Below are 21,208 nucleotides of genomic sequence, written 5' to 3'. Positions count from 1 at the left end.
GGACGTTCGTAATAAAACTCACAACGCTGGTAGGGATGATTTTAACAAGTAAGACTGCTCACCTTTTTAGTTCCTTTGGTATATACCCGTTATCATTCAAGGTGCAAAATTCAGTACGCTGTGAGGTGAGTAGGTTCTAGGCAGAAAGTTGAAGGTCTAACGGGTTCAATCGATACTTTTTAACAACGAAGGTGTTTGCCTCAAAGCTTGCCCTTCGGGTCGTCAGCTCGAAAACTAATTCGGCGTTGCAGTATTCGATAAGGGCTAGCCATTGTCATCATACTGCGCCTTGTCTTAGTGTCCGAGCTGACGACTGAATAAAGCACTTTGATTGGTAACGGGTATAAGCACGGTAAGTGCGATTGAAATCGTGTTAAACATTGAATAATTTATTGCAGTAAAACTGCAGGAGAAACAGATGAAAATTGCACTAATGATGGAAAACAGCCAAGCAGGTAAAAACGCAACGGTACTTAATGAATTAAACAACGTGGTATTACCACAAGGTGATTCAGTCTTTAATGTTGGTATGAGTGATGAAAATGATCACCACCTGACATATATCCACTTAGGTATTATGGCAAGTATTCTAATTAACTCTAAGGCCGTTGATTTTATTGTTGCAGGTTGTGGTACTGGCCAAGGTGCAATGATGTCATTAAATCTTCATCCTGGTATCGTATGTGGTTATTGTTTAGACCCTTCTGACGCTTTCTTATTTAATCAAATCAACAATGGTAATGCACTAGCACTTGCTTTTGCTAAAGGTTTTGGTTGGGGGGCAGAATTAAACGTACGTTATATCTTTGAAAAAGCATTTTTAACCGGAGAGCGAGGCAATGGCTATCCGCTAGAGCGCGCTGAGCCACAGCAACGTAACGCAGTGATTTTAAATGATGTTAAAGCCGCAGTACTTAAAAGTGATTATTTAGAAACACTTAAGTCAATGGATCAAACGTTAGTTAAAACAGCTGTTTCTGGTAAACGTTTTCAAGAGTGTCTATTTGATAACAGTCAAAATGATGAAATAAACGCTTACGTTAAGTCCTTACTAGTCGAGAAGTGAAGGCTACCTTTAAAGCCATGTAATACCAATTAGAATCAGTGGCTGATTAATCTTGCTAGTTAAAATAAATTATTTCATCGTTGCAAGTTTCGTAAAGGGAACAACCATAAAAGAATTAAAGTCTTTATTTTAATTCTACCGAAAGAAGATTAACGAAGTTAATCTCTCGAAAGGTATCAACTTGCGTCTTGAACTAATCTATTTTTCCTGCGCAATATAAGATCTCATACTTAATCCCATTGGTATAAGCAATGAGTTGAGTAATAAGGAAAAATTTTGATGATTCCAATAACGAGTGTCGCCATTATAGGTGAATGCATGGTTGAACTTAAAAAAGTTGCTGGATCAGTCGATCAGAGCTTTGGTGGTGATACTTTAAATACAGCTGTTTATTTATCTCGCCTTACACGTCAACAAGGTATTACTACCAGTTATGTGACAGGGCTAGGGAAAGACCCCTTTAGTAAAGAGATGATTGATGCTTGGCAAAAAGAGGGCATTAACACTGAGATGGTTTATCAATCAACCAATAAGCTACCTGGAATGTACGCGATAGAAACAGAAGATGATGGTGAACGACGTTTTTTTTATTGGCGTAATGACTCTGCCGCAAAGTACTGGATTAGAGAACATTCACAGCAATCTTTAATAAAAAAACTTTCAGCACATCAGGTTATTTATTTAAGTGGTATTAGCCTAGCGATTCTAGCGGATGATTGTCGAGAGTGTTTAATTACAGTGCTAACGGAATGCCATAAAGCAGGTGTAAAAATAGCATTTGATAATAACTATCGACCTGCATTATGGAAAAGTGCAGAGCAAGCTCAGTTTTATTATCAGCAAATATTAGCCATTACAGATATGGCATTTTTGACCTTTGATGATGAACAAATGCTTTATGGTGATCAAACTGAGCAACAAACCATCGAAAGAACCCAGCAACTTGGTGTTAAAGAGATTGTTATTAAGCGTGGTGGAGACGCCTGCCTTGTTGTTGAGAATAATGAGGTCAATGCAATTGAGCCCAAGCCAATAGATAACATTGTAGATACCACTGCCGCAGGTGACTCATTTAGCGCGGGTTATTTAGCCAAGCGCTTGCTGGGAGGGAGTCTGCAGGAGTCTGCCATTGCGGGACATAACCTTGCTGGGCAAGTGATTCAGCATCACGGTGCAATTATCAGCAATGAACTAATGCCAACTATTTAAATAAAAATTATCGGAGAAAAAAATGAGTTCAATTAATCAACGTTTAGCAGATATTAAAGTAATACCCGTCATTGCTATCACAGATGCAAAAAAAGCAGTAAAACTTGCGCAGGTACTCATTGAAAATGGATTACCTTGTGCTGAAATTACATTTCGTACAGAGCAAGCTGCACTTGCAATGAAATTAATGCGTGATGCATATCCTGAAATGTTGATTGGTGCAGGTACTGTGCTTAACGCAGGGCAAGTAAACGAAGCGATTGAAGCGGGGGTCGATTTTATTGTAAGTCCTGGCTTTAATCCTACAACGATTAAATACTGTCAACAACGTAACATTGTAATCATTCCTGGTGTTAATAATCCTAGTCATGTAGAGCAAGCGATGGAAATGGGGCTAGATACACTTAAATTTTTCCCTGCAGAAGCATCTGGTGGCATCAGTATGTTGAAATCATTAAGTGCTGTTTATCCGGTTAAATTTATGCCGACAGGCGGAATTAATCCGAGCAATGTTAATGATTACTTAGCAATACCCAGTGTTTTTGCATGTGGTGGAACATGGATGATTCCAAATGACTTGATTGATAATGAGCAATGGGATGAGTTAGCCGTATTAATTAAGAAAGTTGCTGCTATCCTAAATTAATAGCAATATATACCCGTTATCAAGTATCTTGATTGATAACGGGTTTGGTAAGATGAGTAGTTTTCATCATCGCTTATTTTCCCTACTGTATTCATGACTAAAGATCTCGATAAGTGGTATTAAATATGAAAATAAAATTAACTGAAAATAGTCAGAAAAGGCCTCAAGAGTATTATTTAACTGCAATTGTTTATCACGGTGAAGGGGATAATAATCAGTTTAAATATGTCGAACGATACGATTCCTATAATCAGGCAAAAAAGCAGCTTAAAAGAATCGTTATTGGTAAACGAAAAGAAAAATGGGATGTGCAAGCTGACTTTAAATTAAAGCCAGAAGGTCAAGGTAATATAGATTATATGGTAACGGGACAGGACAGTAAAAGTGCTGATAAAGTGCATTGGTTACTTTCATGTCATGAGGTTGCAATCATGGCAGATGGCAATGATTTCTCTGATTTTGATAACGTAACCCCCAAAAGAACAAGGCAGAAACAAGAAGAATTTCGTAATGAGCCAGCAGTTAAAAAGTTTATAGGAAAGTTGCTTTTGGCACTTAAAATGTCACCTCTTTTAGTGATTTCTATCTCTTTTATGCTGTATTGGTATTTTTTAGTTTAATTGTGAAGTGAGATTCCTAAAAGTAGTTCTGTCTTTGATGAGGGGGAGCTAGCTTAATAACTGACGTTACGCACCACTTATTTATATATCAATAGCTTAGTGTTTTTGGGCGTTACTATGAGCCCCATTCTATTTGTTTACTGCGTAACATCAGTTAATAATTGCTTCGGAGGGTGTAAATAATTTCATTAAGGGCGAAATCATGAAGCCCCACCTCAGTGATAATTGAAATAAGGTTGAACAAAGTTGCGTAAAAATCCGATGTTTTGTGAACCTCGGATTTTAATTTCATTCAGCTAAAAATCAATAGATTTTTATTAACTGATCGGCATTAACTCATATCGGTATATTCAGATAATACATTGTATTGATGAAACAGTATAACTGAGTAGTTCAAGAAAATATTCAGTCCAATATCGCTGGACTAAACCGAGATAGACGTTCTTAAAATCATCTATGATTTGATTGACGAAATGTAATTACAATAGTTATGCGCTCACGGGTAGACATTTCAGAGACTCATCGGTGTTTACGAGTTTCATTTTTATCCAAAATTCAGGTTAATTAAGTTAATGATAGGTCATTACACCGATTTCAGAACAGGATCCAAAAAAATGTTGTTTTGCGTGGCTTTGTATTGCTATTGATATTCGGTTATTACTTTTGTGTTATTATATTCGTTCCTCTTTTTGGTTTTTAAGGTTGTTTCGTGTTAGCAAAAGGCACTCTTTTTTCTCGTTTTATTAATCGCACTTGGGTGACCAGTCGCCATGTGCCGATCGAAGTACTTAAAGAGTTAGATATAAAGAGAGAACGACCGATTATCTATGTGGTTGAACAAAATAATGCCAGTGATCTTTTGGGGTTACAGGTAAGTTGTAAAAAAGCAGGATTGCCTGATCCTTATCTGCCTATTACACTCAATGGTAAACAGATTAGCGCGCTTATCTTTATTCATAACTGGTCTTTATTTTCATCAAAATCACCACAGTTACAAGATGCACCCTACCTTACTCAATACCAACAACTTTTAGATTTGCATCAAGCTGATGCAAATTTAGATATCCAGCTTATTCCCGTGACTTTTTATTGGGGAAGAGATCCTGGGCGAGAAGGAAAAACCTCGTGGTTTGATCTGCGTGACCAAGGCCGAGTGGGAATATTTCATAAATCGTTGATTGTACTTAAAAATGGCAAAGACCATCTGGTGCGTTTTAATCAGCCGATCTCCATTAAAACACTAAGCTTACGCGAAGATAAACAACATTTGGCACACAAACTCGCTAAAGTGGCGATGCGTTATTTTGATTTTCAAAAACGCAGTAGTATTGGTCCGAAATTACCTAATCGTAAAGAGATGATTGAAGCGGTATTAGCACAACCCGCTCTGCGTAAAGTGATTATTGATAGCGCTAAAACAGCGCAGCTTAGTGAGTTGGAAGTAGAGGCGCAGTGTCGAGATTATCTTAATGAGATAAGTGCAGATTTCTCTTACTCTTTTTTACGTGTTTTTCGCTTTATTCTCAAAGGCATCTGGAACATTATCTATCGAGGTATTGAGGTACATAATGCACAAGCGGTACGCCAAGCATGCCAAAGTGGTGCTGAAATTATCTATATGCCTTGCCACCGTAGTCACATGGATTATCTGTTACTTTCTTACCTTCTTTTTGAACAGGGACTTGTTCCTCCCCATGTTGCAGCGGGAGTGAACCTTAACTTCTTTCCTGCCGGTGCTATTTTCAGACGCTCTGGTGCATTCTTTTTACGTCGTAGCTTTAAAGACTGCCCTCTGTATGCTGAGGTCTTTAACGCCTATTTTGCCATGTTATTTAAGCAGGGTTACCCGATTGAGTTTTTCACTGAAGGGGGAAGAAGTCGTTCAGGTTTATTGTTATCACCAAAAACAGGGTTATTAGCCACGTCACTGAAAACCTATTTAAAACAGCCTGAGCGTAATGTGATCATTGTACCTATCTATATTGGTTATGATCATATAATGGAAGTAAACACTTACATTAAAGAGCAAGCTGGCCAGAAAAAAGAGTCTGAAAGTGTCTGGCAGGTACTTGGTATTGTTAAAAAGTTGGGTAATTTTGGCCGTGCTTTTGTGAACTTTGGTGAGCCGATTAATGTGAAACAACATTTTGACCAAGCGTTGCCGAATTGGCGCACTCGCCCAATTTCAAATGAGCAGTTTAAAACGCAGGTTAGCACGATTGCAAGGCAGGTGATGGTTAATATTAATGAAGCAACGGCGGTGAATGCACTGCCTCTGTGTGCCTTGGTATTACTGGCAAACAGTGAGAGAACGCTCACTAAAAAACGTTTTATACAGCAATTAAGTTGGCATCAGCAGTGGTTATCATTACATGGAAAAGAGAGTTTGCTGACCTATGAAAAGAAAACAGGTAACGAGCTATTGCAACAAGCATTTGAACAGAAAAAATTCCAATTAAGTGATGATGTTGTGAGTTGTTCAGAGGAGCAGGCGTTAGTGCTTAACTATTACGCCAATAATATCATCCATCTTTTTGTGTTACCTAGTTTGGTTTGTCATAGTATCACTCTGTTGATAAAAGAAGATCGGCCTGTTGATCTGGCTCATATTATCAGCCACAGTCAGCAACCTTACCTGCAACTACAAGAAAAATATTTTTTAAGTGAACGTTTAGATTTAAGTGCTGTTATTTCAGGCACAGTTGATAAACTTATACAGCTCAACCTATTCGCTGAAAAAGAGGGATTGTATACTGTTATTGATCAGCCTATTTTTGTGCTAATGAAAGGTCACCTGCCTGAAAAGTATCGGGAGCTAACCCTCGCAGTCTTGAGATAACATAGGTATACCTGTAAAATACCCTCTTTTTCTCTTATTAAGGAAGATTAAATGGCGATTAATGGTCGGGCTTTGGTCGAAAAATTACGCAGTGGAGTGGCGGAACTAACTGTTTTGCAACTACAGGAAAAACGACAACAAAATCCGCAAGCAATTGTGATTGATATTCGTGAAGTTGCCGAAACCGCACAAGGCTCTATTCCTAATGCCGTTTTAATTCCGCGTGGTGTGTTAGAGATGCAAATAGATAGCAATGACAGTATCAAACAACGTTTTTCTACGCTTGATGAATTAGCAGAACAACCTGTCTACCTACTATGTCGTTCAGGAGCGCGTAGTATTTTTTCTGCATTATCATTGCAGTTGATGGGTTTTAAAGAGGTCTACTCTATTGAAGGTGGATTTTTAGCATGGCAAGCTGCAGGCTATGATGTAAGTGAATGAACCTTATTTTGTTATAAAAAAAGAGATTACCTTTACTGAGCAGATAAAAAAGAGCCGTTTCATTACCTACCTTGCCCCTGTAAAGGGTAAACAGGCCACACTGGCTTATTTGCAACAGATTAAAAACCTGCATAAAGACGCGCGTCATCACTGTTGGGCATATGTGGCAGATAGCCCTAAAAATAGTGTGTTAATGGGCTGTAGTGATGATGGTGAGCCAAAAGGCACTGCGGGTAAACCGATGATGGCGCTATTACAAGGCTGTAATATTGGTGAAATAATGGTGGTTGTGGTGCGTTATTCTGGCGGTATTAAATTAGGCACTGGCGGATTAGTGCGTGCTTATAGCAAGGGTATTCGGCAACTTTTACCACAAATTGAAATCGAGCAAAAACGGTTTTATCAACAATATCAGGTGAGTTGTGATTATGCTCAAATGGCGCAGTTAGAAAGCTTGTTAGTTGCCAGCGTTGGACGTATTGTGCAGGTTAATTATCTACAATCGGTAGATGCGTTGATTGAGGTTGACCTGCAGCAGCGAGTCACTTTTTTAAAACAGCTTGAATCAGTTACACAAGGAAAAGTGCATGTTAACAAAATTACCCATTAAAAAAGTTAAAGTGAGCTAACGTGGCTTTTCGTTCCATAATTCGTATCGTGGGCCTGCTCATCGGCTTATTTAGCTTAACCATGTTGCCACCTGTCGCGGTTGCTTCTTTTTATGATGATGGTGGCGGGGGAGACTTTTTAGTTGCCTTTGTGGTTACCCTGTTTATTGGTTTTGTTCTCTGGATGCCTAATCGTCACTCTAAAGCAGAACTTCGAGTGCGTGAGGGATTTTTAATTGTAGTACTATTTTGGGCGACGCTAGGGAGCGTTGGGGCAATTCCATTTTTAGTCAGCTCTAGTATTGAAATGAATGTTGCTTCTGCCTTTTTTGAATCATTTTCAGGGTTAACCACCACGGGTGCGACGGTGATTCAAAACCTTGAGAGCCTACCCAAAGCGATTCTTTTTTACCGTCAAATGCTGCAATGGTTTGGTGGCATGGGGATCATCGTCTTAGCGGTCGCGGTGCTACCAATGTTAGGTATCGGTGGCATGCAGTTATATCGCGCTGAAACACCCGGGCCGGTTAAAGATTCTAAAATGACCCCACGGATTGCAGAAACGGCCAAAGCACTGTGGTATGTCTACCTGTGTTTGACGGTTGCTTGTATGATGGCTTTTTGGCTGGCGGGAATGAGTTTATTTGATGCGTTAGGGCACAGCTTTTCAACGGTTTCGATTGGTGGTTTCTCAACCTATAATGACAGTATGGGCCATTTTGATAGTGATATTATTAATATGATCACGGTGGTTTTCCTGCTTATCTCTGGGGTTAACTACGCACTGCATTTCAGTGCCTTCTCGGCAAAGAAATTCTCTTTTAACATCTATAAGCAAGATCCTGAAGTACGTGCGTTCCTGTTTATTCAACTTGTGGTAACCACTATCTGTTTCACCATGTTAATCAATCATGATGTTTACGAGTCGATTGAGCGCACTTTTTCACAAGCACTGTTTCAATCTGTTTCTATCTCAACCACCGCAGGTTTTACGACGACCTCCTTTGCAACTTGGCCACTATTTTTACCCGTTTTATTGATGCTCTCCAGTTTTATTGGTGGCTGTGCGGGGTCAACGGGTGGTGGCTTGAAAGTGATTCGCGTATTGCTACTTAACCTACAAGGGATGCGCGAACTGAAACGTTTAGTGCACCCTAAAGCGGTTTATAAAATTAAACTGGGTAATAAAGCATTACCCGATCGTGTTATTGAAGCAGTTTGGGGGTTCTTTTCCACTTATGCGCTAGTATTTATTGTTTGTATGCTTGCGCTATTGATGACGGGCATGGATGAGATTAGCTCCTTTTCCGCTACTATTGCCATGTTAAACAATTTAGGTCCCGGTTTGGGTGATGTTGCTGTGCATTTTAATGAAGTGAGTAGCGCGTCTAAATGGGTGATGATTGTGGCGATGTTGTTCGGCCGTTTAGAGATATTTACCCTATTGGTATTATTTACCCCTGTTTTTTGGAAAAATTAAATGACTGTAAAAACCCTTGTTTTGTACTCATCTGTTGATGGACAAACATTAAAAATACTTAACCACATTAATGAATCAGTAGTCGGTGAACTTACGATGTTTGATATTGATAACAATCCTGATATCGATTTTAGTCAGTATGATAAAGTGCTGGTGGGGGCTTCTATTCGTTATGGTAACTTTCGTAAAAACTTACTCGATTATGTTAATCAACACAAAGCGCAGCTAGACTTGTTACCGAGTGCATTTTTTTTAGTTTGTTTAACCGCCCGTAAAGCAGAAAAATCAAACCCTAATAGCAATGCTTATATGGCTAAATTTGAGCAACTATCACAATGGCAACCGCGTTTAAAAGGCGTATTTGCAGGTGCTTTACTCTACTCTCGTTACAACTGGTGGCAAACATTGCTTATCCAGTTCATTATGAAAATGACGGGTGGCAGTACCGATACCAGTCAAGACATTGAACTCACCGATTGGGATAAAGTCAGCGCATTTAGTAAAGAATTTTCTGCGTTATAATTTCCTAAATTTAAAATTAAGTAGGGTGAGTCATTGATGAAATTTAAAACACGGATGTTATTAATTATTTCTAGTTTGATTATTTTAGGTTTTCTGGTCAGTGCGATATCAAGTTTTACCATTTCACAGCAACGTGCCCTTAAGTCATTAACGGAACAAGAGCTACCGCTGGTGCTCAATAATGTTTATTCTGACATTCAGCGCGACTTGTTAAAACCACAACTGGTGTCATCAATGATGGCTAATGATACTTTTGTGCATGAATGGGCTGAAAATGGTGAACTTGATATACAAAGTATGAGCCGTTACTTACAGAAGATTAAGCAGGAATATGATCTTTTTAGTGCCTTTTTCGTATCAGAAAATAGCCAACGGTATTTTTATTCTGAAGGTGTATTAAAGGTTATCTCTGCGAATACTGAGGCAGATAGTTGGTATTATCGTTTTAAAGACAAACAGGCAAGCTCAGAGATAAATATTGACCCTGACATGGGCAATCAAAATCAGTTGGCTATTTTCATTAATGTAAAAGTGCTTGATCAAGCACAGCAGTTGATGGGAATAACAGGCGTTGCGCTTAACATTAATAATGTCACTGCAAAATTACAAGAATACTATTTTAAATATGGTAAGCAGGTTTACTTTTTAGATAATAATGGTGAGGTGATCCTCTCAAGTTATCACCGTAATGACGCACATAAAAAATTAACTAAAAATGCCTTAAAAGCATTTATTACTGAGATGAGGCAGGAAAAAGAGGGGCAATTTTCTTACCAACTTGATGATGATCATTACTTACTGCAAACACGCTATATTGAAGAGTTGGATCTTATCTTATGTGTCGAAGTGCAATTAGATGAAATAAATACCCCCTTAATTCGTGAGCTTGTCATCAAGCTTTTTGTTAGTTTTTTACTGCTTTCCCTTATTTTATGGCTCATTTTAAAAACCATTAATCGCTATCAAGAAAAATTAGAATCTATCGCATGGAAAGATGCATTAACAGGTTTACTTAACAGACACTCTTTTGTAGATAGCTATCAAATAGAGCACAATCGTCATCAACGAAATAATCATGAGATGGCTATTTTAATGATCGATATTGACCTGTTTAAAGAGATTAATGATAAATTTGGTCATTTAATAGGCGATCAAGTTTTAAAATACAGTGCAATGAGTTTAAAAAAAGTGTTACGCCCAAGTGATGTGATTGCCCGTTGGGGAGGGGAGGAGTTTATTGTTTTATTGCCTGATACCGCGCTAGACCAAGCATTATTAAGTGCAGAGCGTATGCGAAAACTGATTGAAGCACACCAAGATTTAAAAGGGATCACCATTAGTATTGGTATTTCCATGTTCTGTGCAACACAAAATATGGATGGGAATATTGGTATTGCAGATAGACACCTTTATCGCGCCAAAAAGCAGGGCAGAAATTGTATTGTGCATTAATTCACTGCTTGCATTACAATGCCGTATAATTCCTATTTTAGACTATGAGTAACTGAGCAATGCCTGATCAACAGCCCGCCTTTAATACCCAGCAAATCTTATTAGATGTGTTTGGTTATAAAACCTTTAGAGAGGGGCAACAAGAGGTGATTGATCACCTTTGTGCAGGTAAAGATGCGTTAGTGGTGATGCCAACAGGGGGCGGTAAAAGCCTCTGTTTTCAAATTCCTGCACTGGCGCGAGCGGGCATCTGTATTGTTATCTCTCCACTTATCTCTCTAATGAAAGATCAAGTTGATACGTTACGTGGCTGTGGTGTGGCAGCCGCTTACCTAAACTCAACACTCTCTTATCAACAGCAAAATAAAATTATCAGTGATATGCATACCGGGCAGTTAAAGCTCTTATATATCGCACCAGAGCGTTTATTACGGCCCGATTTTGTTGAACGTTTAGCACACCTACCCATTAACCTATTTGCCATTGATGAAGCGCACTGTATCTCACAGTGGGGGCATGATTTCCGTCCTGAATATGCGCTATTAGGGCAACTTAAACAACGTTTTCCTAGTGTGCCTTTAGTGGCATTAACAGCAACCGCTGATCATGCTACTCAAGAAGATATTTTAGCGCGTTTGCAATTTAACGATCCGCTGGTGGCCATTCATAGTTTTGACCGACCTAATATTGAATATCTGCTGATAGAAAAATATCGTCCGTTAAGCCAGTTATTTAACTATTTAGACGAGCATAAAGATGAAAGCGGTATTATCTATTGTACTAGTCGTCGTCGCACGGAAGAGTTAACGCAAAAGCTACAAGCGCAAGGGTTAAACGCACGTTGCTATCATGCTGGTTTGCCGCTTGATGAGCGTCAATCGGTGCAAGATAAGTTTATCAAAGATGAACTGGATATTGTTATCGCAACGGTTGCGTTTGGGATGGGCATTGATAAACCTAATGTGCGTTTTGTGGTGCATTATGAGATCCCTAAAAATATTGAATCCTATTATCAAGAGACAGGGCGCGCTGGTCGAGATGGTTTACCTGCGCAAGCGATGCTGTTTTATGATCCTGCCGATCCTGCGCGTATACGTGGTTTATTAGAAAAAAACAATAATAATCCAGAACAACTGCGCATTGAGTTACACAAGCTAAATACGATGGTGGCATTTGCCGAGGCACAAACGTGTCGTCGTCAGGTGTTGCTTAACTATTTTGGTGAATACAGCCAAAAAGCGTGTGGTAACTGTGATGTCTGTTTAGATCCGCCTAAAAGTTACGATGCCAGCACCGATGCGCAGAAGATCCTCTCTTGTGTTTACCGTACTGGGCAACATTTTGGTATGCATCATATTGTTGAAGTCTTACGTGGTGCGCAAACGATACGTATTAAAAGTCTGGGGCACGATAAACTTTCCACCTATGGGATTGGCAAAGATCAATCTAATGAGTATTGGTTAAGTCTCCTTAGACAACTTATTCACTGTGGATTATTGATGCAGAATTTAACACGTGGCTCTGCATTACAATTAACCGAAGCTGCACGACCTATATTAAAAGGGCAAGAGCCCCTATTTCTTGCTGTCCCACGGCTGAAGATGGTCAGTAAGGCTAAAAACAAAAAGGCATTACGTGCCAGTGTTGCCGATAACAAACTGTTTGCACGCTTACGCCAACTGCGAAAACAGATTGCCGATCGTGAAGATATGCCTCCCTACATTATTTTCAGTGATGTTTCTCTTGCGGAGATGAGTGAGTTAATGCCCGTTAATGAGCGTGAATTTTTAAATATAAATGGTGTTGGTCATATTAAATTAGAAAAATATGGCGCTGAGTTTATGGAAATTATTAGTGAGTATGTGGATTCGCTATAAGCTCATTGGCCATCATTAAGATTTTCTAACCAACGGTTCATTTCTCTCTCTACTATGATTGAATATCCATTATCAATGATGGAAAGAGAGAGAGCGAGTTTGACTAGTGGAACTGTTCAAGGCGAGTTAATGCACATTTTAAAATGTGTGGTGCGAGTTTTTCTTGTAGTTCATCTAATTCATATTTATTAAATAGTTCACCTAAAAAAGCACAAAGATGCGTGAGTGGTGCATTGCAAAAAAGTTTGGGGTTGGTTAAATAATCACCGCCACGTTGCTGCATCCATTGTGCATTATCGTGTTTTTTCATAAAGCCCAGTTCATGAATCACATTTTTAAGTTTACCTAGTAGTTCTTGGTAGTCAAAAGACTCGTTATCAAATTCAGCACGGTAGATGGCAATTGAATCAATGGCTGCTTGACTTGGAATGATCTCGATTGCATGAATATTACACATACATAAAGTTCCTTATTAGTTTGTAATGAGATGCGATTTGTTATTAAAGTACATCGGTTTCAGCCCATTTTTTATGTAAAGTTTTTCTTTTTATTATTGGTTAGCTTTTTAAATTAAGCCTTGTTTTTATTGTGGTTTATTTTATATGTTATTATAGTGTTAAATTACAATTTATTGACAATGATATATTGATATTCATATAAAAATATTTTATTTTTGAGATAGATCATTGTTTCGCTGGCTTGTCTTCTGTGGATCTTCTGATAGTTTTAATAGTAGGGCTTATTAAGGAGAAGTAACAAGGAGAAGCGATGCTACTAGATCATATTGAAATTGTTGGTTTCCGAGGAATAAATCGTTTATCACTTAATGTGGGAGAATTAAGTGCCTTTTTAGGGGAGAACAGCTGGGGAAAATCGAGCCTGTTTGATGCCTTGTCCCTTTTTTTATCGGGTACGCGTAAAAATTATAAATTTTGCAAAGAGGACTTCCATCAACCCCCCAATCCAGAAATAAGTAACAATAAAGTTATTCAACTTGTTTTTACTTTCAAGGAGCAGTGGCAAGGGCAAGCCTATTTACGCCAATATAAAACGATTCAAAAAGTATGGGCAAGTCATCATGATGAACTCGGTTATATCTATTATCAAATTGATGGTGAATATACTGACTCGTACAATATTAAAACACGCCGTTATTTTTTAGATAAGCAGGGAATAGAAAAAGATATTGCTAAAGATGAGCTTGCAAATTTGGTCAGTGAATTCATCTCTTTTGTGCCTGTTTTACGTATGGGCAGTGAAATTCCACTTATTATTGATAATAGTAATGATAATGAAGTACACAGTAAAAGAGAGAAGTTTGAAGCGCGTATTAAACGTATTTTTAGACGTTTAAGTGGTTCATCACAGCAACTTTCTGAGTATCAGATGAAACGGGGATATGAAGCATTAGCCTACCTTTTTGATCACTACCTGTTTAAACGTTATTCTGGATTTGATTACCATCGTATTGATTTTGAACATGACATTCACACTCAAAAACCTTTCTCATTCAAAGCATTGAGTCATTTTCATGATCTGTTAAAACCAGGAAATAAAAGTGATCGGGCAATGTTGCTACTGATTTTAGGTGAGTTTTTAATGGTGCGTGGTGAGCACCTCTTACGCCGTGGTGCAACGCCAATATTATTGCTTGAAGAACCAGAGAATAATCTCCACCCCGTTAACTTAGCGATCACTTGGCGATTTTTTTCGTTGTTACCCATGCAAAAGTTGGTTAGCACTAACTCAAGCCAGTTGCTCTCATTTTTTCCATTAAGTCGTATCCAGCGTCTTGTTCGCCATCAAGATATCATAAAAAGTTACAGCTTAAACGTAGATCATTTCTCTGCAAATGATCTCCGTCGTATCACGTTCCATGTGCGCATGAATCGCCCGCAAAGTCTCTTTGCACGCTCATGGTTATTGGTCGAGGGAGAAACAGAGACGTGGTTATTAACAGAGCTTGCCCGCTTTTGTGGTTACCATTTAGTGATCGAAGGGGTACAAATTATTGAATTTGCGCAGTGTGGTTTAGCGCCACTGATTAAGCTTGCGCAAGATTTAAATATTGAATGGCATGTCTTGACCGATGGTGATACAGCGGGACAAAAATATGCAGGGCGAGTTGAAAATATGTTGTTAGAAGGCGATCCGCTGGCAAATCGTTTAACAATACTACCTGCATTGGATATAGAGCATCTCTTTTTTGATAATGGCTTTGCGGATGTTTACCTTAAAGCCGCCAATTATACAGAGCAAGATCTGGCACGTTTGTCAGTCAAAAAAGTGATAGATAAAGCGGTACATAAACATTCAAAACCCGGCTTAGGTTTAGCTATCGCAAGCGCAGTTGAAGAGCGTGGTGTAGATTCTATTCCTCCACTGTTAAAACGCCTGTTTGCAAGGCTAGTAGGACTTGCAAGAACCCAGTCGGGATGATGATTAGGTTATTACTCTTACATGTCTATGTATTTAACTCAGACAAAAATAATGAACCACAGAGACACGAAGAAAAAAAAACATAAAAACTGCTCTCTTCTTTTCTTCGTGTCTCTGTGGTGGTGCCTTTAAGATTTTTTAAAAATTATCTTTTGCTAAAACACATCCGCAAAAAATTAATATGAAGCGTTATTTTATACGATAAACAAGCGTATGTTCCTCACCCGTTAAGGTAAGTTTCTGATCGCTGATGTGTATCTCTGACCAGTTAGAAAGCGTGCTACTTACGCTCATTTCAACGTTATTGACCTCAGGCGCACACATTTTTCGTGTACTGCCCATCTTCTCAATGCGTAATTTATTTTCTTGTAGCGCAAGTGTGCCAAAGAAGTGATTACAAGCAAGATTACCCGTTGCTTTGGCTTGTGCGTCTACTGTTAGGCTACTTTTTGTATCGATATTGTTATTGTCAATACTGACGAGTTGCCACTCTTTTTGTAGGTCTTGCAGTTCAATTGTTTGCATAACGCTCTCAGTATTTGTATTTGATTCGTTACTACAAGCAAATAGCAGTGTGCTCAGCGATAATATAACCAGTGGTGCTAGTTTCATTTAATGCTCCTCATTATTAGCTCGACGTTCGACAAGGCGTTTCTTACTACTGCGTTTGACACTCAAAACACTTTTTAATTTTTTAATTTTGCGCATCACCCGTGATAAATGAATACGATTGATCACGCTAAGGGTTAAGCTGATTGAGTAAATATGATCGGGTAATTCCGTTGTTTGTAGATCTTCTACATTAGCATTACCCTTGGCGATGATATTAAACAGTTCAGCGAGACCCGCTTTATGGTTGATCATCATGATGTTGAGATCTGTCGAATACTCATATTGATTCATAAAGTCCATATCCCACTCAACTGGAATATATTTATCCAGTTCATTTTCAAAACCGGTGACATTATGACAAGCAGTGGTATGTACCACTAACCCTTTACCTGAACTGGTATGTGCCACAATTTGGTCGCCCGGTAGAGGCTTACAACAGTTGGCATAAGAGAGCATCATGTCTTCAGCACCTTTAATGGCACTTTGACGGTTTTGTTGTTTCAGCTTGGATTCTGTTAGTTCATTTGAATTACCACGTAAACGGCGGGCGATAATGATACTTAATAGTTTACCGGTACCAATTTCATGTAATAGGCCATTAAAGTCATCAAGATGATAATCTTCGATCACTTTGTCGATATTTTGTTGCGAAATATCGGTTAAATTGGTTTGGTTAAGCGCCATTTTTAATAAACGTCGTCCCTCTGGAATGGCTTGCTCTTTAGGGAGCTGTTTGAGGTATTGGCGAATACTTTGGCGTGCTTTGTGGGTGGCAACAAAATTGAGCCAATCAGCACAGGGCTTTTCAGCATTACCGGTAATAATCTCAATGGTTTGACCACTCTCTAATTTTTCACTAAGTAGGGCAAACTCTTTATCTATTTTTACACCTGTACAACGATGACCAATGTTGGTGTGTAGTGCATAAGCAAAATCAACAGAAGTTGCGTGCGCGGGTAATACAATGATTTTACCTTGCGGGGTTAATACGTGAATTTCGTTATTGCCTAACTCTTGTTTGATGTTTTCAAGCATCACTAAAGGATTAGTGGTGTTATCTTCTTGCTCGGTTAATCCTTGGAACCAGTTACGTGTTTGCAGTTGTGCGGTGAGGTTTGAGTTGCCTCTTCCCTCTTTATAGCTCCAATGGGCTGCAATACCTTGTTTGGCAACCGCATCCATGTCTTCGGTGCGGATCTGTATCTCAATATTCACGCCATGATGGGTGATCAAGGTGGTATGTAGTGACTGATAGCTATTGGATTTAGGAATGGCGATATAGTCTTTAAAGTATTCTAGTTTAGGTTGATACAAGTGATGCATCTGCCCTAAAACACGGTAACAGGTATCGAGATCTTGCACGATAATGCGAAATGCGTAAACATCCATGACATCATGAAATTGACAGCCTTTTTTACGCATTTTTCGATATAAGCTATAAAGGTGTTTCTCTCGGCCTAATACAGTGGCTTTAATCTCTATCGCGTCTAATTTTGTAGATATCTCATCACAAATCCCCATAATAAAGTTTTTTCGATTACCACGTGCTTTACGGATGGCTTCTTTTAAAACGTAATAACGTGCAGAGTTTTGTGCTTTAAAGGCCAGCTGTTCAAGTTCATTTTTAAGATGGTGTAAACCCAGTCTGTCGGCAATCGGGGTGAAAATTTCAAAGGTTTCTTGAGCGATACGTCGACGTTTATCGGGGCGTAATGAGTCTAAGGTACGCATATTATGCACGCGATCGGCCAATTTTATGAGCATCACCCGAAAATCTTTGGACATGGCTATCAGCATTTTACGGATATTTTGTGCTTGTGCTTGCTCGCGGTTCTCAAAATTTATTTTATCGAGTTTGGTCACACCTTCAACGAGATCTGCAACGGTACTATTAAACGTATCAGCAAGTTGCTGGTGAGTCGTTTCAGTATCTTCAAGCACATCGTGTAATAATGCAGCCGCCAGTGCTTCGTGGTCTAATTTCATTAATGCTAAAATTTCTGCCACTGCAACGGGGTGAGTAATATAGGGCTCGCCACTGGCGCGTTTAACCCCATCGTGTGCCACATAAGCGTACTTATAAGCGCGTTCAATAAACTCACACTGTTGTGGGCTTAGGTAGGATTGAATAGAATCATTAAGCGCTTGGAAAATTAACATTGGTTACCCTGTGTAAATTACTTTTAATTATAATAAAACGCCTTGCGATGCTTGCAAAGTAGAAACTGATTTTATTTTACCCATTTTTTTAATTGTTTGATTTCGTCAATCCAAATATCTGAATTTGTGGTTTCAAGTACCATTGGGATATTATCAAACCGTGTATCCTGCATGATATATTGGAAACAATCCCAGCCAATTTCACCTGCGCCAAGTGGTGCATGGCGATCAACTCGACTGGCAAGGGGGACTTTACTGTCATTAATATGCATCGCACTTAAATACTCAAAACCAACAATATCTGCAAAGGCTTGGAAGGTCTCTTCACATGCTTCAACAGAGCGTAAATCATAACCTGCAACAAAGGTATGACAGGTATCGAGGCAGATACCAACACGACTTTTATCTTCAATATGCTCAATGATAGTGGCAAGATGCTCAAAGCGATAACCTAAGTTTGTGCCTTGTCCTGCGGTATTTTCGATCACCGCTTTTACGTTTTCGCTATTATCGAGTGCCCAGTTAATGGATTCTGCAACGCGCAGTAAACAGTCGTGTTCAGAACTTTTTTTAAGGTGGCTACCAGGATGAAAGTTTAATAGTGTTAAACCCAGTTGCTGGCAACGGAATAGTTCATCTAAAAAGGCATTGCGTGATTTTTGTAATGGTTCACTTTCTGGGTGACCCAAATTAATCAGGTAGGAGTCGTGAGGCAGTATCTGCTCAGGTTTGAAGTTATAAAGTAAACAAGCAGCTTTAAATTGTCGAATCGTGTCAGCATCAAGTGGTTTTGCTTCCCAACGGCGCTGATTCTTAGTAAAAAATGCAAATGCAGTTGCACCGAGTGCGTGGGCATTTTTAGGGGCATTAAATACCCCGCCTGAAGCACTTACGTGTGCGCCGATATATTTCATGGGAGTTCCTTAGTCATTTTATTTTTAACTCAGTATATCGTATCTACTCAGGTCGTTGCCATTTAGATTTGTTCGTGGTTAAACTGCAATTATCTATGATAACCGTGTAAAAAAATGCTCATTTAAACGACTAAACTGCACTTTTTCGCCTTCAACTAGACGTAAATGGCTTAGCCCTGAGCATTTACTGTCTATTTTGTATAAAAACTCAACTATATAGGGGCGGAGTAATGACTGTGTATCATTGAATAATTAAATTAATCAAACGACTAGCAATACGAGCAGTGTGGTTATCTTGATCATAGGTTGGGCTGTACTCTGCAACACATGAAATTTTTAGCCGAGTTCCAATGTTCTTTTTGATGATATAGATAAGGTGCTCAATGATATCGAGTTGTACACCATACGCATTTGGAAAGCTGACACCGGGGGCCACATGAGCGGGTAATACACTGAGATCAAAGCTGAGATACAGAGCATCTAAACCATGCATAAAACTTTTAATGGTGGCTTCAAGTTGTTCAATGTGGAGCCAGCTCATTTTTGTGTCAAAGATATATTGAGTTTGATGTTGTTGTGCGTGGCTAAAAACAGATTGGGTATTGTATTGCTTATTAACCCCTAAACAGAGGTAATTAAAGTCACGTTTTTCTTCTTTACAATAATGTGCGATTTGTGAAAAAGAGTTTAAAGAGGTGATTTTATCAAGCTGATTCATACCGAGAAAAGAGGAGAAATTGATGATGCCGATGCGATTCTCTTTAGGCTGAGTTTCATGGAGTGCTTTAAAGTTGCTATAAGCCATCTCATGACCGCCTCCAAGTACCATCAACGTATGTTTTTTGCGCATAAAATGAGCGAGGGCATTACTTAGATCATTTTGTGCTTTTTGTAGATCAAACCATTCACAATTGAGGTTGCCTGCATCATAAACATGTTGGTTATCATCAAGATGCCAAGCTACATTTGCTAAACTTTTGCGGATAAATTCGGGGCCTTTGGTTGCACCACTACGCCCTTTCGCATTACGTATACCAAGGTCGCTTGGAAAACCAAATAGGCAGATACCAGCAGGACTTGTCTCCTTATATTTTTGCACTTTATGGTGCCAGCGGATATCAAGTGGATCATTGCCTTGTTCAGTTAATCCCATCCAAATTTTTTTTGCCATATTAATTCCTCAATTACGTTTTATCAAAGAGTGTAGTTAAGAATAAAGGGGTGAGGTTATCAGGATGTGAGCTAATTACGTTCTAACCAAAATTCTTCTTCGTTAAAGTTAACTAAAATACTATTTCTTTTATACTCGTATATTTCTGCGCTATTTTGGATAGAGATAAAGCCTGAGTTTTTTTCGCCATTATTGGTTTCTGCTTTAAACGCAATTGAGAGCATAATATTTTCGTAATCAAGCTTCCATTGGCCTGTGTACATTATCTGTGTTTTTGTGTTTAAGGTTTGTTTGATAGAGAAAAAACCATCATCTTTAAAGATCCATTCTTGCTGTTTCTGGGTACTTTTACTGTAACCTACCCAGCGATCAACTAAAAAGGCTTCCGATAGCTTATCGTCTGCTACTGTTTTTTTTGCTGTTTTTGTTGCTTGTTTTTCAGCCACTTTTTCTGCAACAATTTCAGATTCAGGATCTTTTTTTACACTGATTGTTTTTATTTCATTGACCGATTTGCTGGGTTTTGTTTCTGAAAAATGGGTAACACCCTTTTCATCTTTCCATGTGTAGATAGTCGCAGAGAGTTGAGTGGTCAATAAGGTGGTTAAAATAAGTATAAAAAGGCGCATATCTACTGCTCATCTCAATAAATGATAAAAAAGTTGTCCATAGGATAGTAATTATTTTTTTTAATGGCAAGATAATTACTTTAATGGGGGCAATCGCCTATAAAAAATGAGAGGGGAGAGCATGGCATGTACAAATTGTGATAAAAACATTTGGAAGCAGAAACTCGGGCGCTGTAAGCGTTGTATGTGGCTTAATTTTTTTCTGTTACTGGCAAGTGCTGTGCTTTCATACTTTATGGTGCAAAGTCAGCCTAAATCGGTGCAGACGATTGCTGCGTTATTTGCGCTATTTTTTAGTGCATTGTTAATGTTATCGCACACGGTTGCTTTTATCTATTATCGCTTTACTAAGGCCAGGGCAAACGGGTTTAAATAATACAAGTTATACCATTCTGCATAATATTGTGATCAGGGCTTGTTGAGGGAAAATGATGAAGAGCAAGGCGCATGATTGAGTAATAGCTAGCTATTGCGATTGAATGCAACGTCGCTATTTATTATTTTAACCAACAAGATAGAT

Annotated in this window: 19 protein-coding genes and 1 pseudogene; 13 read left to right on the top strand and 7 right to left on the bottom strand. The window is 38.8% G+C overall.

Translation table 11 applies throughout. From position 1 onward, the window contains the following. Positions 1 to 418: 418 nt before the first annotated feature. From G322_RS0109445 to G322_RS0109430, 4 genes are all read left to right on the top strand, one after another. A complete protein-coding gene (locus tag G322_RS0109445; RefSeq protein WP_022941553.1) occupies positions 419 to 1,066 on the top strand; it encodes an RpiB/LacA/LacB family sugar-phosphate isomerase in 648 nt (215 codons plus the stop codon). Between the two features lie 279 nt (positions 1,067 to 1,345). Continuing rightward, positions 1,346 to 2,275 carry a 2-dehydro-3-deoxygluconokinase gene (gene kdgK / locus G322_RS0109440; protein ID WP_022941552.1) on the top strand — a complete coding sequence of 310 codons (930 nt, stop codon included), beginning with the start codon at positions 1,346 to 1,348 and terminating at the stop codon, positions 2,273 to 2,275. 22 nt (positions 2,276 to 2,297) lie between these two features. Continuing rightward, positions 2,298 to 2,921: a bifunctional 4-hydroxy-2-oxoglutarate aldolase/2-dehydro-3-deoxy-phosphogluconate aldolase gene (locus tag G322_RS0109435; protein ID WP_022941551.1), complete on the top strand. Its 624-nt coding sequence runs from the start codon at positions 2,298 to 2,300 to the stop codon at positions 2,919 to 2,921. Between the two features lie 125 nt (positions 2,922 to 3,046). Continuing rightward, positions 3,047 to 3,541 carry a hypothetical protein gene (locus G322_RS0109430; RefSeq protein ID WP_022941550.1) on the top strand — a complete coding sequence of 165 codons (495 nt, stop codon included), beginning with the start codon at positions 3,047 to 3,049 and terminating at the stop codon, positions 3,539 to 3,541. A 339-nt stretch (positions 3,542 to 3,880) separates the two neighbouring features. Here the strand turns inward: G322_RS0109430 and G322_RS24170 are convergent. Continuing rightward, a pseudogene (locus G322_RS24170) lies at positions 3,881 to 4,057 on the bottom strand (IS982 family transposase); the annotation flags it as partial. A gap of 193 nt (positions 4,058 to 4,250) precedes the next feature. Here G322_RS24170 and plsB point away from each other — a divergent pair. Genes plsB through recQ form a run of 7 tightly spaced genes read left to right on the top strand, consistent with a single transcriptional unit; the run spans position 4,251 to position 12,763 of the window. Next, positions 4,251 to 6,380: a glycerol-3-phosphate 1-O-acyltransferase PlsB gene (gene plsB / locus G322_RS20370; protein WP_022941549.1), complete on the top strand. Its 2,130-nt coding sequence runs from the start codon at positions 4,251 to 4,253 to the stop codon at positions 6,378 to 6,380. A gap of 51 nt (positions 6,381 to 6,431) precedes the next feature. Beyond that, positions 6,432 to 6,824 (top strand): rhodanese-like domain-containing protein, encoded by a 393-nt coding sequence (locus G322_RS0109420; protein WP_022941548.1) that lies wholly within the window; start codon positions 6,432 to 6,434, stop codon positions 6,822 to 6,824. Continuing rightward, complete coding sequence (locus G322_RS0109415; protein WP_022941547.1) at positions 6,817 to 7,434, top strand: YigZ family protein; 618 nt, start codon at positions 6,817 to 6,819, stop codon at positions 7,432 to 7,434. The genes G322_RS0109420 and G322_RS0109415 overlap by 8 nt, the downstream gene beginning before the upstream one ends. A gap of 20 nt (positions 7,435 to 7,454) precedes the next feature. Next, positions 7,455 to 8,912, top strand: coding sequence for a TrkH family potassium uptake protein (locus tag G322_RS0109410; protein ID WP_022941546.1), 1,458 nt, complete (start codon positions 7,455 to 7,457; stop codon positions 8,910 to 8,912). Then, positions 8,913 to 9,434 (top strand): menaquinone-dependent protoporphyrinogen IX dehydrogenase, encoded by a 522-nt coding sequence (gene hemG / locus G322_RS0109405; RefSeq protein ID WP_022941545.1) that lies wholly within the window; start codon positions 8,913 to 8,915, stop codon positions 9,432 to 9,434. Positions 9,435 to 9,470: 36 nt separating this feature from the next. After that, positions 9,471 to 10,886, top strand: a complete 1,416-nt coding sequence (locus G322_RS0109400) for a sensor domain-containing diguanylate cyclase (protein ID WP_022941544.1) — start codon at positions 9,471 to 9,473, stop codon at positions 10,884 to 10,886. A gap of 59 nt (positions 10,887 to 10,945) precedes the next feature. After that, entirely contained in the window at positions 10,946 to 12,763 is a 1,818-nt protein-coding gene (gene recQ, locus G322_RS0109395; protein WP_022941543.1) for a DNA helicase RecQ, read from the top strand. Between the two features lie 103 nt (positions 12,764 to 12,866). Here recQ and G322_RS0109390 read toward each other — a convergent pair whose 3' ends face one another. After that, positions 12,867 to 13,220, bottom strand: coding sequence for a hypothetical protein (locus tag G322_RS0109390; protein ID WP_022941542.1), 354 nt, complete (start codon positions 13,218 to 13,220; stop codon positions 12,867 to 12,869). 311 nt (positions 13,221 to 13,531) lie between these two features. On the opposite strand from G322_RS0109390, the gene G322_RS0109385 reads away from it, so the two are divergent. Beyond that, entirely contained in the window at positions 13,532 to 15,202 is a 1,671-nt protein-coding gene (locus G322_RS0109385; protein ID WP_022941541.1) for a DUF2813 domain-containing protein, read from the top strand. A gap of 189 nt (positions 15,203 to 15,391) precedes the next feature. On the opposite strand, the gene G322_RS0109380 is transcribed toward G322_RS0109385, so the two are convergent. From G322_RS0109380 to G322_RS0109360, 5 genes are all read right to left on the bottom strand, one after another. Continuing rightward, positions 15,392 to 15,814, bottom strand: a complete 423-nt coding sequence (locus G322_RS0109380; protein ID WP_022941540.1) for an META domain-containing protein — start codon at positions 15,812 to 15,814, stop codon at positions 15,392 to 15,394. After that, complete coding sequence (locus G322_RS0109375) at positions 15,815 to 17,974, bottom strand: RelA/SpoT family protein (protein WP_022941539.1); 2,160 nt, start codon at positions 17,972 to 17,974, stop codon at positions 15,815 to 15,817. A 71-nt stretch (positions 17,975 to 18,045) separates the two neighbouring features. Continuing rightward, a complete protein-coding gene (gene nfo / locus G322_RS0109370) occupies positions 18,046 to 18,888 on the bottom strand; it encodes a deoxyribonuclease IV (RefSeq protein WP_022941538.1) in 843 nt (280 codons plus the stop codon). A 241-nt stretch (positions 18,889 to 19,129) separates the two neighbouring features. After that, positions 19,130 to 20,059: a formimidoylglutamase gene (hutG, locus tag G322_RS0109365; RefSeq protein ID WP_022941537.1), complete on the bottom strand. Its 930-nt coding sequence runs from the start codon at positions 20,057 to 20,059 to the stop codon at positions 19,130 to 19,132. 71 nt (positions 20,060 to 20,130) lie between these two features. Beyond that, complete coding sequence (locus G322_RS0109360) at positions 20,131 to 20,688, bottom strand: DUF4124 domain-containing protein (protein ID WP_022941536.1); 558 nt, start codon at positions 20,686 to 20,688, stop codon at positions 20,131 to 20,133. 121 nt (positions 20,689 to 20,809) lie between these two features. Here G322_RS0109360 and G322_RS20365 point away from each other — a divergent pair, with 121 nt between their 5' ends. Continuing rightward, complete coding sequence (locus G322_RS20365) at positions 20,810 to 21,064, top strand: DUF3624 domain-containing protein (protein WP_022941535.1); 255 nt, start codon at positions 20,810 to 20,812, stop codon at positions 21,062 to 21,064. The last annotated feature ends 144 nt before the right edge of the window (positions 21,065 to 21,208 follow it).

Origin of the sequence: Psychromonas hadalis ATCC BAA-638 (genome assembly GCF_000420245.1) — a bacterium.
Lineage (GTDB): Bacteria > Pseudomonadota > Gammaproteobacteria > Enterobacterales > Psychromonadaceae > Psychromonas > Psychromonas hadalis.
This window is presented reverse-complemented; position numbering and strand designations above follow the sequence as displayed.

Bases quoted from the DNA above. Each gene is read 5' to 3' on its own strand.
- G322_RS0109445 (WP_022941553.1), top strand. From the start codon at position 419: ATGAAAATTGCACTAATGATGGAAAACAGCCAAGCAGGTAAAAACGCA.
- G322_RS0109435 (WP_022941551.1), top strand. From the start codon at position 2,298: ATGAGTTCAATTAATCAACGTTTAGCAGATATTAAAGTAATACCCGTC.
- G322_RS0109400 (WP_022941544.1), top strand. From the start codon at position 9,471: ATGAAATTTAAAACACGGATGTTATTAATTATTTCTAGTTTGATTATT.
- hutG (WP_022941537.1), bottom strand. From the start codon at position 20,059: ATGGCAAAAAAAATTTGGATGGGATTAACTGAACAAGGCAATGATCCA.
- G322_RS0109375 (WP_022941539.1), bottom strand. From the start codon at position 17,974: ATGTTAATTTTCCAAGCGCTTAATGATTCTATTCAATCCTACCTAAGC.
- kdgK (WP_022941552.1), top strand. From the start codon at position 1,346: ATGATTCCAATAACGAGTGTCGCCATTATAGGTGAATGCATGGTTGAA.
- nfo (WP_022941538.1), bottom strand. From the start codon at position 18,888: ATGAAATATATCGGCGCACACGTAAGTGCTTCAGGCGGGGTATTTAAT.
- recQ (WP_022941543.1), top strand. From the start codon at position 10,946: ATGCCTGATCAACAGCCCGCCTTTAATACCCAGCAAATCTTATTAGAT.
- G322_RS0109380 (WP_022941540.1), bottom strand. From the start codon at position 15,814: ATGAAACTAGCACCACTGGTTATATTATCGCTGAGCACACTGCTATTT.
- G322_RS0109390 (WP_022941542.1), bottom strand. From the start codon at position 13,220: ATGTGTAATATTCATGCAATCGAGATCATTCCAAGTCAAGCAGCCATT.
- G322_RS0109360 (WP_022941536.1), bottom strand. From the start codon at position 20,688: ATGCGCCTTTTTATACTTATTTTAACCACCTTATTGACCACTCAACTC.
- G322_RS0109430 (WP_022941550.1), top strand. From the start codon at position 3,047: ATGAAAATAAAATTAACTGAAAATAGTCAGAAAAGGCCTCAAGAGTAT.
- G322_RS0109420 (WP_022941548.1), top strand. From the start codon at position 6,432: ATGGCGATTAATGGTCGGGCTTTGGTCGAAAAATTACGCAGTGGAGTG.
- G322_RS0109385 (WP_022941541.1), top strand. From the start codon at position 13,532: ATGCTACTAGATCATATTGAAATTGTTGGTTTCCGAGGAATAAATCGT.
- hemG (WP_022941545.1), top strand. From the start codon at position 8,913: ATGACTGTAAAAACCCTTGTTTTGTACTCATCTGTTGATGGACAAACA.
- G322_RS20365 (WP_022941535.1), top strand. From the start codon at position 20,810: ATGGCATGTACAAATTGTGATAAAAACATTTGGAAGCAGAAACTCGGG.